The 13,979-nt window shown below is 42.3% G+C and carries 10 protein-coding genes; 9 read left to right on the forward strand and 1 reads right to left on the reverse strand.

Annotated elements, in window-relative coordinates; all coding sequences use genetic code 11:
• Positions 1–27: 27 nt before the first annotated feature.
• Positions 28–1,473, reverse strand: a complete 1,446-nt coding sequence (locus tag A6J84_RS01570; RefSeq protein WP_095725895.1) for a UDP-N-acetylmuramoyl-L-alanyl-D-glutamate--L-lysine ligase — start codon at positions 1,471–1,473, stop codon at positions 28–30.
• Positions 1,474–1,578: 105 nt separating this feature from the next.
• On the opposite strand from A6J84_RS01570, the gene A6J84_RS01575 reads away from it, so the two are divergent.
• The 9 genes from A6J84_RS01575 to A6J84_RS01615 all read left to right on the forward strand — a co-directional run bounded on the left by A6J84_RS01575 (position 1,579) and on the right by A6J84_RS01615 (position 13,940).
• Positions 1,579–3,201 (forward strand): polysaccharide biosynthesis protein, encoded by a 1,623-nt coding sequence (locus tag A6J84_RS01575; RefSeq protein WP_049477474.1) that lies wholly within the window; start codon positions 1,579–1,581, stop codon positions 3,199–3,201.
• A 202-nt stretch (positions 3,202–3,403) separates the two neighbouring features.
• On the forward strand, positions 3,404–5,362 hold the full coding sequence (locus tag A6J84_RS01580; RefSeq protein WP_095725896.1) for a peptide ABC transporter substrate-binding protein: 1,959 nt from the start codon (positions 3,404–3,406) through the stop codon (positions 5,360–5,362).
• 145 nt (positions 5,363–5,507) lie between these two features.
• Complete coding sequence (locus tag A6J84_RS01585; protein ID WP_095725897.1) at positions 5,508–6,602, forward strand: cystathionine gamma-synthase; 1,095 nt, start codon at positions 5,508–5,510, stop codon at positions 6,600–6,602.
• A 7-nt stretch (positions 6,603–6,609) separates the two neighbouring features.
• Positions 6,610–7,776, forward strand: a complete 1,167-nt coding sequence (locus A6J84_RS01590; RefSeq protein ID WP_049477477.1) for a MalY/PatB family protein — start codon at positions 6,610–6,612, stop codon at positions 7,774–7,776.
• 92 nt (positions 7,777–7,868) lie between these two features.
• Positions 7,869–10,964 carry a DEAD/DEAH box helicase gene (locus tag A6J84_RS01595; RefSeq protein WP_095725898.1) on the forward strand — a complete coding sequence of 1,032 codons (3,096 nt, stop codon included), beginning with the start codon at positions 7,869–7,871 and terminating at the stop codon, positions 10,962–10,964.
• A 47-nt stretch (positions 10,965–11,011) separates the two neighbouring features.
• Positions 11,012–11,623 carry a hypothetical protein gene (locus A6J84_RS01600; RefSeq protein ID WP_049477479.1) on the forward strand — a complete coding sequence of 204 codons (612 nt, stop codon included), beginning with the start codon at positions 11,012–11,014 and terminating at the stop codon, positions 11,621–11,623.
• A gap of 11 nt (positions 11,624–11,634) precedes the next feature.
• Positions 11,635–12,969 carry a UDP-N-acetylmuramate--L-alanine ligase gene (murC, locus tag A6J84_RS01605; protein WP_049477480.1) on the forward strand — a complete coding sequence of 445 codons (1,335 nt, stop codon included), beginning with the start codon at positions 11,635–11,637 and terminating at the stop codon, positions 12,967–12,969.
• A 9-nt stretch (positions 12,970–12,978) separates the two neighbouring features.
• Positions 12,979–13,446 (forward strand): GNAT family N-acetyltransferase, encoded by a 468-nt coding sequence (locus A6J84_RS01610; protein WP_000405310.1) that lies wholly within the window; start codon positions 12,979–12,981, stop codon positions 13,444–13,446.
• Complete coding sequence (locus A6J84_RS01615) at positions 13,443–13,940, forward strand: GNAT family N-acetyltransferase (RefSeq protein ID WP_000702418.1); 498 nt, start codon at positions 13,443–13,445, stop codon at positions 13,938–13,940. Before A6J84_RS01610 ends, A6J84_RS01615 begins: the two co-directional genes overlap by 4 nt.
• Positions 13,941–13,979 lie beyond the last annotated feature (39 nt).

The following is a 13,979-nucleotide window of genomic DNA, read 5'->3' on the forward strand; positions in this document are numbered from 1 at the left end:
ATCAAGGGAATGCTTCCCTTGATTTTTTTATAGATAACGTTCTGCGATAGCCGCATCTCCAGGATAATCTTCTTTCTTTCCTTGGACGATCTGGTAGCAATCAGCTCCCTTACCAGCAATAATCACGGCATCGAGTTCTTGATTTGTGATGGCCATAGCTGCCTTGATGGCTTGTTCACGATCGACAATCTTTTCAACAGGATGACTGATATAGCTACTGATTTCTTCAGCAATGGTCATTGGATCTTCATAGTTGGGGTCATCCGCAGTTAGAAAGACTTGAATTTCAGGATGTTGATCGAGAAGGAGTCCAAAGTCTTTGCGACGACTTTCACCCTTGTTTCCAGTCGAACCGAGAACCAGAGCGATCTTTCCAGTTTGATGGGTTTCAACAACAGAAATCAGTTTTTTCAGACTGTCACCATTGTGAGCATAGTCTATGAAGACCTTGGCTCCATTTTTCTGAGTGAGAACTTCCATACGTCCAGGGACGCGGGTTGCAGCGATCCCTTTTTTGATATCTTCAAGACTGGCACCTAGACGAAGACAGGCAAGTCCTGCAGCAACGGCATTTTCTTGATTGAAGTGACCGATGAGTTGGATATCATAATCACCAGCGAGTTTACCTGTAGCGGAAAAGCTAAAGGCTTTGGAGTTCTCGATTTGGTTACTTGACTGGCTACCATAGAAGTCATGTTCTTGATCTTCCACTTGTTCTTTCAATACAGAAAAGTGGTCCATGTCGCTGTTAATGACAACTGCTCGGCTATTTTTCATCAAGAGACGTTTGTGGTAGAAGTAATCTTCAAAGCTAGGATGCTCAATCGGACCGATATGGTCAGGAGTGATGTTAAGAAAGACACCTACATCAAAGGTCAGACCATAGACTCGATGAACAAGATAGGCTTGGCTAGAGACTTCCATTACAAGATGGGTTCTTCCATTCTTAACAGCCTGAGCCATCATGTCAAAAAGATCGATATTTTCAGGCGTTGAGAAGGAAGATTTAAAGAAGGTCTCGCCATCCAGAGTTGTGTTCATAGTTGACAAGAGGGCTGTTGGGTAGCGTTGAGATAGGATGTGGTAAGCAAAGTAAGCTGCTGTTGTCTTTCCTTTGGTCCCTGTGAAAGCGAGAATTTTGAGTTTTTTTTGTGGATTGCCATAGAATTCCATCGCAATTAAACTCATGGCTTTTTTGATATCGTTCACAACGATGACGGGGATACCGACTTCGTAGTCCTTTTCTGCGACATACCAAGCTAAGCCCTGACTTATAGCGGATAGGAGGTATTCTTTTTTAAAGGCAGCACCTTTTGCAAAAAAAAGAGTGCCTTCTTTTACTTTTCGGCTGTCATAACTGATGCTATCAAAAACAACTTCACTGTAGTTGTAGTGGTAATGTCCTTGGTCAATAATCTCGCGAAAAAGGCCATCTTTCTTTAAAATATCTAATACGGTTTCAATCTTAATCATACTTTCTATTATAAACTTCAAGCCCGAATTTTACAAGTAACAAGGAAAAGTTTATAATGGAAGATAAGGAACTTTTCCTAGTTATCAAAATTGAATGAGGAAGCTATGTCTAACGAAAACAATCACCAGCAAGCCCAGATGTTGCGAGGAACTGCTTGGCTAACAGCTAGTAACTTTATTAGTCGCCTCCTTGGTGCTATCTACATTATTCCCTGGTATATCTGGATGGGGACCTATGCTGCCAAGGCAAATGGACTCTTTACCATGGGCTACAATATTTACGCCTGGTTCTTGTTGATTTCGACAGCGGGTATCCCAGTTGCGGTCGCCAAACAAGTGGCTAAGTACAATACCATGCGAGAAGAAGAGCATAGCTTTGCCTTGATTCGGAGTTTTCTAAGCTTTATGACGGGCTTGGGCTTAGTCTTTGCCTTGGTCTTGTATCTCTTTTCTCCCTGGTTAGCAGATTTGTCAGGTGTGGGGAAAGACCTGATTCCCATCATGCAGAGCTTAGCTTGGGCAGTCTTGATTTTCCCATCTATGAGTGTCATCCGAGGTTTCTTCCAAGGGATGAATAACCTCAAACCCTATGCTATGAGTCAAATCGCCGAGCAGGTCATCCGTGTTATCTGGATGTTGATGGCAACCTTCTTCATTATGAAGATGGGTTCTGGTGACTACTTATCAGCCGTTACTCAGTCAACCTTTGCAGCATTTGTGGGGATGGTGGCAAGTTTTGCAGTTTTGATTTACTTCCTTGCTCAAGAAGGTTTGCTTAAAAGAGTCTTTGAAACACGGGATAAAATCAATAGTAAGCGACTCTTAGTCGATACCATCAAGGAAGCCATTCCCTTTATCCTGACAGGATCAGCCATTCAACTCTTCCAGATTTTAGACCAGATGACCTTTATCAATAGTATGAAGTGGTTTACCAACTACAGTAATGAAGACTTGGTTGTCATGTTTTCTTATTTCTCTGCCAATCCTAATAAAATTACCATGATTTTAATCTCTGTAGGAGTTTCCATTGGGAGTGTCGGCTTGCCGCTGTTGACGGAAAACTATGTAAAAGGCGACTTGCAAGCGGCGGCTCGCCTAGTCCAAGATAGCCTCACCATGCTCTTCTTATTTCTACTACCTGCAACAGTTGGAGTGGTTATGGTAGGGGAGCCTCTTTATACAGTCTTTTACGGTAAGCCAGATAGTCTGGCCATGGGCTTATTTGTCTTTGCAGTTTTGCAGTCTACTATCCTAGGCTTGTATATGGTCTTGTCTCCTATGCTTCAGGCCATGTTCCGAAACCGCAAGGCAGTTCTATACTTTGTCTATGGTTCCATTGCTAAGATCGTCTTGCAACTGCCAACCATTGCTATTTTCCACAGCTACGGTCCCTTGATTTCAACGACTATCGGCTTGATTATTCCGAATGTCTTGATGTACCGAGATATCTGCCAGGTAACGGGTGCTCGTCGAAAGATAATCTTGAAGAGAACCATTTTGATTACCATCTTGACCCTTGTCATGTTTATCCTAGTTGGCTTCTTGCAGTGGCTACTCGGTTTTGTTTTCCAACCAAGTGGACGTTTTTGGAGTTTCCTTTATGTGGCTCTCATCGGAGGGCTTGGAGGAGGTCTTTATGGTTTGATGAGCCTACGGACACGACTCTTAGACAAGATAATCGGCAAAGCTCAAGCAGACCGACTACGTACACGATTGAAAATATCGTAAAAAGATTTATAAATAAAAGTAATAAATTTAACCTTTCTTTAACAGAAAGGTTTTTATACTACATTTTTCTTAAAAAAAGAGAACTTTTTCTAAAATTAAGAGTAGAAAAATATGTTTTTTAAGTTTTTCTTCAGAAATTACTTGACTAAATAAAACCAAAGCTGTATAATAAGACAAAACTTTTAAACAGGAGGTTCTGGAAATGAAAAAGTCTAAGGCCAAGTATCTGACACTTGCAAGTGTCGTGTTAAGCGCAGGTATCTTACTGAGCGCATGTGGAAATTCAAGTAGCGCTACTAAAACATATAACTATGTTTATTCGAGCGATCCATCTAGTTTGAACTATCTTGCAGAAAACCGTGCAACAACCAACGACATCGTTACTAATTTGGTAGATGGATTGATGGAAAATGACCAATACGGTAACTATGTTCCATCGTTGGCAGAGGATTGGACTGTTTCTCAGGACGGTTTGACCTATACTTACAAATTGCGTAAGGATGCAAAATGGTATACTTATGAGGGTGAAGAATATGCCCCTGTAACGGCCCAAGACTTTGTGACAGGTTTGAAATATGCTGCTGATAAAAAATCCGAAGCCTTGTACTTGGTTCAAGACTCTGTAGCAGGTTTGGATGACTATATCAACGGGAAAACAACTGACTTTTCAACTGTCGGTGTTAAGGCGATTGACGACCAAACAGTTCAGTATACTTTGACACGTCCAGAACCTTATTGGAATTCTAAAACAACTTCAACCATTCTCTTCCCTGTCAATGCAGATTTCTTAAAATCAAAAGGGGATGACTTTGGTAAGGTAGATCCTTCTAGTATTTTGTATAGTGGACCTTTCTTGATGAAATCGTTTGTTTCAAAATCTGTTATCGAATACAAGAAAAATCCAAATTACTGGGATGCTAAAAATGTCTTTGTGGACGATGTGAAATTGACCTACTATGACGGTAGTGACCAAGATGCTCTAGCTCGTAACTTTGCAGAAGGAGTCTATAGTTATGCTCGTCTCTATCCTAATAGTTCAAGCTTTGAAGGGATTAAAGAGAGCAATAAGGATAACATTATCTATAGTATGCAAAACGCAACTTCTTATTACTTGAACTTCAACTTGGACAGAAAATCTTATAACTTCACGTCTAAATCCTCAGATATCGAAAAGAAATCAACCCAAGAAGCAGTTCTGAATAAAAACTTCCGTCAAGCCTTCAACTATGCTTATAACCGTACAGCCTATGGAGCACAATCTCAAGGGGAAGAAGGAGCAACAAAGATTATTCGTAACTTGGTTGTACCTCCTACGTTTGTAAGTATCAACGGAAAAGACTTTGGCGATGTTGTTTCAGAAAAGATGGTCAACTATGGCCAAGAATGGCAAGGAATCAACTTTGCAGATGCGCAAGACCCATACTACAATCCTGATAAAGCTAAAGCTAAATTTGCAGAAGCTAAGAAAGAATTGGAAGCTAAGGGTGTACAATTCCCAATCCACTTGGACGTATCAGTTGACCAATCAGCTAAAAAAGGTGTACTTGAAGCAAGTTCTTTGAAACAATCCATCGAATCTGTTCTAGGAGCTGAGAATGTGGTTATCGATATCCAACAATTATCAACAGATGACTACGATAATTCTGGCTACCTCGCTCAAACCGCAGCTCAAAAAGACTTTGATATCTATAATGGCGGTTGGAGTGCTGACTACTTGGATCCATCAAGCTATCTTGATATCTTAAATGTCAATAACGGTGGTATGTTGCAAAACCTCGGTCTAGAACCGGGTGAGGTCAATGACAAGGCTAAGGCAGTTGGTCTGGATACTTACACTCAAATGTTAGAAGAAGCGAACAAGGAGCAAGAACCAGTAAAACGTTATGAAAAATATGCTGAAATTCAAGCTTGGCTCGTTGATAGCGCCCTTGCAATTCCAAACGTTTCCCAAGGTGGAACACCTGGCTTGAGAAAGACAGTTCCATTCTCAGCGCCATTCTCACAAGCTGGAAATAAGGGTGTCGAATCATACAAATACCTCAAGTTGCAAGATAAGACTGTAACGACTGATGAGTATGAAAAAGCGAAAGAAAAATGGCAGAAAGAAAAAGAAGAATCAAATAAAAAAGCCCAAGAAGAACTGGCAAAACACGTTAAATAACCAGTCTATTCAACAGGAAAAACGATAGTTTCTAAAGGAACTATCGTTTTTATATAGTTTGAAACTATAACTAGCTCTTGAAAACAAGAAAATGAGTTAGTGAAAATAAGTGGTACAATAGTTACTATAGATTTGGAGGTATTGTATGAGCAAAGAACTACACATCAACACAATTTTGGCCCAGGCTGGTATCAAGTCAGATAAGGCGACAGGTGCCTTGGTGACGCCACTTCATTTTTCAACAACTTATCAGCATCCGGAGTTCGGTCAGTCTACGGGATTTGACTATACTCGGACGAAAAACCCAACTCGCAGTAAGGCGGAGGAGGTCTTGGCCGCAATCGAATCAGCAGACTATGCCCTAGCGACAAGCTCAGGTATGGCTGCGATTGTACTGGCCTTTAGTGTCTTTCCAGTAGGGAGTAAAGTATTGGCTGTTCGTGATCTGTATGGGGGTTCTTTCCGTTGGTTCAACCAAGTCGAGCAAGAAGGCCGTTTCCATTTTACCTATGCCAATACAGAAGAAGAGCTGATTGCTGAGTTAGAGAAAGATGTGGATGTTCTCTATATCGAAACGCCAACCAATCCCTTGATGTTGGAATTTGATATTGCAAAACTTGCAAAACTAGCTCATGCCAAGGGTGCCAAAGTTGTGGTGGACAATACCTTCTATAGCCCGATTTACCAACGTCCGATTGAAGATGGTGCGGATATCGTTCTTCATTCAGCCACCAAGTATCTAGCAGGGCACAATGATGTTTTAGCTGGGGTGGTTGTGACTAATAGTTTAGAACTATATGAGCAACTGTTCTACAATTTGAATACGACAGGTGCGGTCTTGTCACCATTTGATAGTTATCAGTTGATTCGTGGTCTTAAAACTCTACCTCTTCGTATGGAACGTTCTACAGCCAACGCCCAAGAAGTGGTTGCCTTTTTGAAGGATTCTCCAGCAGTTAAGGAAGTTCTCTACACTGGTCGTGGGGGCATGATTTCCTTTAAAGTAGCCGATGAAACACGCATTCCTCACATTTTGAACAGTCTTAAGGTCTTCTCTTTTGCGGAAAGTTTGGGTGGAGTGGAGAGTCTCATTACTTATCCAACGACGCAAACTCACGCTGATATTCCAGCAGAAGTGCGCCATTCTTATGGTTTGACAGATGACCTTTTGCGCTTGTCAATTGGGATTGAGGATGCTAGAGATTTGATTGCAGATTTGCGCCAAGCCTTGGAAGGATAAGACAAAGATGGGAAAATATGATTTTACAAGCCTGCCAAACCGTTTAGGGCATCATACCTATAAATGGAAAGAAGCAGAAACGGATAGTGAAGTCCTACCAGCTTGGATAGCGGATATGGACTTTGTAGTCTTGCCTGAAATCCGCCAAGCCGTGCAAACTTATGCGGATCAACTGGTTTATGGCTATACCTATGCCAGTGAAGAGTTAATTAAGGAAGTTCAAAAGTGGGAAGCCACACAACACGATTACCACTTTGACAAAGAGGCTCTTGTTTTTATCGAGGGTGTGGTACCAGCCATCTCAACAGCCATTCAAGCCTTTACAAAAGAAGGCGAGGCGGTTTTGATTAACACACCTGTCTATCCACCCTTTGCACGCAGTGTCAAGTTGAACAACCGTAGATTGATTACCAATTCTTTAGTGGAAAAGGATGGTCTGTTTGAGATTGACTTTGACCAACTGGAGAAGGATTTGGTGGAAGAGGATGTCAAACTTTATATCCTATGCAACCCTCACAATCCTGGTGGACGTGTGTGGGAAAAAGAAGTGTTGGAGAAGATTGGCCAACTCTGCCAAAAACACGGTGTTTTCTTGGTTTCAGATGAGATTCACCAAGATTTGGCCCTCTTTGGTCACAAGCATCATTCCTTCAATACCATCAATCCTGATTTTAAAGAATTTGCTATCGTCTTGACCAGTGCCACTAAAACCTTTAATATTGCTGGGACAAAAAATTCCTATGCAGTCATTGAAAATCCTAAGTTGAGATTGGCTTACCAGAAGCGCCAGTTGACCAATAATCAGCATGAAATTTCAGGCTTGGGCTATTTGGCGACAGAAGCTGCCTACCGTTATGGTAAGGACTGGTTAGGAGACTTAAAAGAAGTCATCGAGGACCACATTAACTATGTAGTGGATTTTTTGGGCAACGAAACCAAGATTAAGGTCATGAAACCGCAAGGTACCTACTTGATCTGGCTTGATTTTTCAGCCTATGACCTAACGGATGACCGCTTGCAAGAGCTTTTGAAGAATGAAGCCAAGGTTATCTTGAATCGAGGTTTGGACTTTGGAGAGGAGGGAACTCTTCATGCCCGCCTCAATGTGGCTATGCCGAAGTCCGTACTGGAAGAGGTTTGCCAACGCATCGTGACCACTTTTGCTACACTTTAAAAATCGAGCCTTCTAGGAGGAAAGTCTTCCTAGAAGGCTATTTTCGTAGGGGAAAATGTGGTATAATAAAAAGATAAGATAAAGGGGTAACTATGGCTAAATTGATTCCGGGAAAGTTGCGCATGGAGGGGGTTACACTCTATGAAACAGGCAACATTGAGATTATCAAGGAAAAAGGGAATCGCCTCTATACTCGTGTGGCGGGAGAAGACTTGCGCTACAGTTTAGAGGATGATCTGGTTTTTTGTGCTTGCGATTTTTTCCAAAAAAGAGGTTACTGTGTTCACCTCGCAGCGCTCGAGCATTATCTGAAGAATGATGAAGAAGGCCAGGTGATTTTACAAGCCTTAGAAAAAGGACATGAAGAGCAAGAAGAGGTCGAAACCAAGGTTAGTTTTGGCGGTAGTTTTTTGGAGCGGATCCAACCTAAGAAGCGAGAAAAAATCTACACTTTGTCGGCTCAAGGTCAGGTGGAAGCTGGGACCAATCGTCTCCTTTGGACACTCCGAATCGGTTTAGTTGATAGTCTAAAATATTATGTCATTCGTGACATCCCTCTCTTTTTGAAGGTCTTGGTCCATCGAAAGCCATATATGATTGGGAAGCACTATGAAAATGACTTGTCTTGGGATGCTTTTGATACAGCTAGTCAAGAAGTTCTTACTTTTTTATGTGGCTTGATTGAGGAGGGACTGAGTCAAGAGCTCTTTTTCCCCAATCAAGGTCGTCACCTCTTTTTCCCTCTGACCTTTTTTGAGCAGGGAGTGGAGTTGCTGATGAACTTGGAGGATTTTCATTTTGAGCACCAGATTACTAGTTATGAAAATCTTCTCTTTCATGATTTAGATCCCGATGCAGAACTGTTCTCTTTTTCAGTGCAGGAGTATCCCGATTATTTTGAGATGGAGATTTCTGAAAGTGAGCGAATCAACGTATTCTATGGGGGAGCGGTTCTCTTTCGTAAGGGGAATCTTTATCTCTTAAATCCTAAACAAATCAGCCTCCTAAAGGAAATCAAGGAGCTTCCTCAGGAGGAAAGAGGGAGAAAATGCCTCCAGTTTGACAACAGTGATCGTGACCGTCTGGCTGCCTGTCAGCCTTTGTTTGGACAGCTGGGCACAGTTTCTGCTCCTGAGCGCTTGCAAATCAGACCCTTTTCACCAATCTTTTACTTTGATAGGGAGGATGACGGCCGCATCCGCTTGAATATTCAGTTTGACTATGGAGATGTTAAGGTAACTAGTCGTCAACAGCTGGAACAATTACCATTTTCAAGCGATGCCGTCTTGGAAAACCAGCTATTTCAAGTCTGTTTAGGGGCTGGTTTTGAGGCTGATTTTCAGTCTTGGAGACAGGCTTTGAAGCCAGAAGTGGTTTATTCTTTCTTTCACCATACGATTCCAGCTTTTGAGAAGTTGGGTCAGGTTTTCTTGTCTGATGAGATGAATCAGCTCTACAGCGTCCAAGCTCCTCAGGTTCAGATTGAGTCCAAGGGAGGACTGTTGGAAATTCAATTTGATTTCCAAGGGATTGCCCAAGAAGAGATTGATCAAGCTCTTAAAGCCCTGACCAGCAATCAGGATTTCTATATCAGCTCTTCTGATCAAGTGTACTTTTTTGATGAGGAAACCAAGCAGATTCGTCAAAATTTGCAGGAACTGGGGGTTGAGCTAAAAGATGGTTCTTTCCAAGCGCGAAAATCTCTGGCTTATAGCCTTTCTCAGCTTTTTGAAGGTCGAAACAGGATCTCTTTCTCGGAAGAATTTCAGCATTTAGCTCATGATTTGACTCATCCAGAGGATTTTCCTTTGGGAGATATACGGGTGCAGGCGAGTTTGAGAGACTATCAGGAAAAGGGTGTTCGTTGGCTCCAGATGCTTCATCACTATGGCTTTGGTGGCATCCTAGCCGATGATATGGGACTGGGAAAAACACTGCAAACTATTGCTTTTTTGACTAGTCAGGTGACAGAAGATGGTCGGGTCTTGATTTTGGCTCCGTCAGGTTTGATCTACAATTGGGCAGATGAATTTAGGAAATTTGCCCCACAGTTGGATTTGGCTGTCGTTCATGGTTTGAAAGCGAATCGAGAAGCAATTCTTTCTGAAAATCACCAAATCTATGTGACTAGCTATGCAACCTTTCGTCAAGACAGCGAGCTTTATCAAGAGATGGCTTTTGATTTTCTCTTCTTAGATGAAGCTCAGGTCATGAAAAATGCCCAAACCAAGATTGCTCAGAGATTGCGCCAGTTTGTGGTGCCAGCAGTTTTTGCTTTGTCAGGTACACCCATCGAAAATCATTTAGGAGAGTTGTGGTCTATCTTCCAAATTGTGCTTCCGGGGCTCTTACCAAGTAAAAAGGAGTTTATGAAATTACCGGCTGACCGAGTCGCGCAGTTTATCAAGCCTTTCGTCATGAGGCGTAAGAAAGAAGAAGTTCTTACAGAACTACCTGACCTGATCGAAGTCGTCTATAAAAATGAACTGGAAGACCAACAGAAGGCCATCTATCTCGCCCAGTTGCAACAGATGCGAGACCGCCTAGCGCAAGTGACCGATCAAGAATTCCAGAGAAGCCGGGTAGAAATTTTATCTGGCCTCATGCGATTGCGCCAGATCTGCGATACGCCAGCCCTCTTCATGGACGATTACCAGGGAGCCAGTGGTAAACTCGATAGTCTCCGAGATTTATTGCTACAAGTGGCTGATGGTGGGCATCGGGTCTTGATTTTCTCCCAGTTCAAAGGAATGTTGGAAAAAATCGAGCAAGAACTCCCAGACTTGGGCTTGACTTCCTTCAAAATCACAGGTTCAACTCCAGCTCAAGACAGACAGGAGATGACCAAGGCCTTTAACCAAGGGGAGAGAGATGCCTTTCTCATCTCCCTTAAGGCGGGTGGTGTTGGTCTCAATCTAACGGGTGCTGATACCGTCATCCTAGTGGACCTCTGGTGGAATCCTGCGGTTGAAGCCCAAGCTATCGGACGTGCCCATCGTATGGGACAGGAGCAGAAGGTAGAGGTTTATCGCTTGATTACGAAAGGAACCATTGAAGAAAAAATTCAAGAACTTCAAGAACAGAAAAAGCATTTGGTTTCCCAAGTTTTAGATGGTACAGAGTCGCGTGCGAGCCTCAGTCTGGCAGAAATTCGTGAAATTTTGGGAATTTCTGAAGCCAGCACTTGAAAAATCAAGACAATACGCTATAATGAAGTGTTGAAAGGAAATACAAAATGAAACAAGATCGATTTCCATTGGTGTCAGATGATGAAATCATGCTGACCAAAATGCCAGTCATGGACTTGTACGATGAGTCAGACTTTATTAGCAATATCAAAGGTGATTACCGCGATAAGAACTATTTGGAATGGTCTCCTATCAATGAAGAAGAAACCGTAGTTTCTTCAGTGGTTAATAAGGAGTCAAAACCGAGCTCAGAACCCAAAAAAGTTGAAAAAACCTATGCTGAATTGGCTCGAGAAGAGGCGCGTGCGGACTTGAAAAAGAAACGTTCAGCCAAGTATTTGACTCAGGATGTTAGTCATACTAGACGACACAATGGTTCAACACTTGTTCGTCAAGGAAACCAACCAACAGCACCATTTCAAAAGGAAAATCCAGGTGAGTTTGCCAAATTTAGTAAAAACTTGAGCCAGTCTCACTATATCTTAGCTGAGAATGTTGGCCAAGTGGCGAATCCAACTCCGAAAACCCAAACGGAAAAAGCCAAAAAGAACAACTATGATTTTCTAAAGAAGAGTCAAATCTATAATAAAAAGAATAAGCAAACAGAACAGGAACGTCAGGTTGCCCAAGAGTTGAATCTGACAAGAATTACTGAGTAGGGGAGAAAAGCATGTCAAAAACATATCATTTTATTGGAATCAAGGGATCAGGGATGAGTGCCCTAGCCTTGATGTTGCACCAAATGGGACACAAGGTTCAAGGTTCAGACGTTGAAAAATATTACTTTACTCAACGTGGACTAGAGCAGGCAGGGATTGCGATTCTTCCTTTTGATGAAAAGAACCTACAAGGTGATGTGGAGATTATCGCGGGGAATGCCTTCCGTCCAGATAACAACGTTGAAATCGCCTATGCAGATCAAAATGGTATCAGCTACAAACGTTACCATGAATTCCTCGGTAGCTTTATGCGTGACTTTGTCAGCATGGGGGTTGCAGGAGCGCATGGTAAGACATCAACGACTGGGATGCTGTCTCACGTTTTGTCTCACATCACAGACACCAGCTTCTTGATTGGTGATGGGACAGGTCGCGGCTCAGCCAATGCCAAATATTTTGTCTTTGAATCAGACGAATATGAGCGCCATTTCATGCCTTACCACCCAGAATACTCTATCATCACCAACATTGACTTTGACCATCCAGACTACTTTACAAGTCTAGAGGACGTTTTCAATGCCTTTAACGACTATGCCAAACAAATTACCAAAGGTTTGTTTGTATACGGTGAAGATCCTGAGTTGCGTAAGATCACAGCCAATGCGCCAATCTATTACTATGGATTTGAAGCTGAGGACAATGACTTTGTAGCTAGTGATCTCCTTCGTTCTACGACTGGATCAACATTCACCGTTCACTTCCGTGGTCAAGAATTGGGTCAATTCCACATTCCAACCTTTGGTCGTCACAATATCATGAATGCGACAGCTGTTATCGGATTGCTTTACACAGCAGGTTTTGATTTGAACTTAGTGCGTGAACACTTGAAAACATTTGCCGGTGTTAAGCGTCGTTTCACTGAAAAAATCGTCAATGATACAGTGATTATTGATGACTTTGCCCACCATCCAACAGAAATCATTGCAACCTTGGATGCGGCTCGTCAGAAATATCCAAGCAAGGAAATCGTGGCAATCTTCCAACCGCATACCTTTACAAGAACCATTGCCTTGTTGGACGAATTTGCCCATGCTTTGAATCAAGCAGACGCCGTCTACCTAGCGCAAATCTATGGATCAGCCCGTGAAGTGGACCATGGTGATGTCAAAGTAGAAGACTTAGCCAATAAAATCAACAAGAAACACCAGGTTATCACTGTTGAAAATGTCTCTCCACTCCTAGACCATGACAATGCTGTTTACGTCTTTATGGGTGCAGGAGACATCCAAACCTATGAATATTCATTTGAACGTCTCTTGTCTAACTTGACAAGCAACGTCCAATAAGGAAAACAGATGGAAATTCCAATCACTATAAGGCAAGCTACCTTATCAGATTTAGAAGAAATGTTGGCGATTGAAGAAGCCAATCCTTCATCAGAAGAGTCACTTAGCCTCCAATCCTTAGAAGAGAGTATCCGCAAGACTGCGGGTACCTTTCTTGTAGCTGGGGATGAAAATCAGCTCTTGGGCTATGTTTTGGGAGAAGCTCAGTCTATTCATCCCAAATGGATAGAAGTAAAATCCTTGACTATTCATCCTGACCATTGGGGACAGGGGCTGGGAACTCTTCTTCTTGCAGCCTTGAAACAGGTGACAGTCGAACTAGATTATCAAGGTATTCTTTTGCAGAGTCCTGATGAACTACTATCATATTTTGAAATGAATGGCTTTGTTGAAGAAGAAGTGACCGAGAGTCATTATGGCAGTGGCTCTGAATGGTATCTGATTTGGGAGAATCCTTTTTATCAGGAGGAAATATGAAAATCAGACAAGCAAGATTTTCGGATTTAGATCGGATTATAGAGATAGAGCTGGAGAATTTTTCACTGGAGGAAGCCATTCCTCGTTCGGTCTTTGAGGCGCATTTGCAGGAAATTCAGACCAGTTTTCTCGTAGCTGAAAAAGAGGGTCGTATTCTTGGTTATATCGAAGGTCCAGTCGTCCCACACCGCCATCTACATGATCAGTCATTTACAGAAGAAATAAAAGACTATAGCCATCAACCTGGAGGTTATATTTCTGTGACTTGCCTATCTATTGCCAAGGAAGCACAAGCTTTGGGAGTGGGGAAAAGACTATTAAGGGCTTTGAAAGAAGTCGCTTTAGAACATGAGCGAGAGGGCATTAATCTGACATGTCATGATTACCTTATCGCCTATTATGAAAAGCACGGCTTTGTTAATGAAGGAATATCCCAGTCAAACTTTGCTGGGGAAACATGGTATGATATGGTCTGGCAGCCTGAAAATCAATAAAACTAGCTAGGGAATGCCCTAGTTGGTTGCTTTTCTACG

Origin of the sequence: Streptococcus sp. FDAARGOS_256 (genome assembly GCF_002289235.2) — a bacterium.
Taxonomy (GTDB): Bacteria; Bacillota; Bacilli; order Lactobacillales; family Streptococcaceae; genus Streptococcus.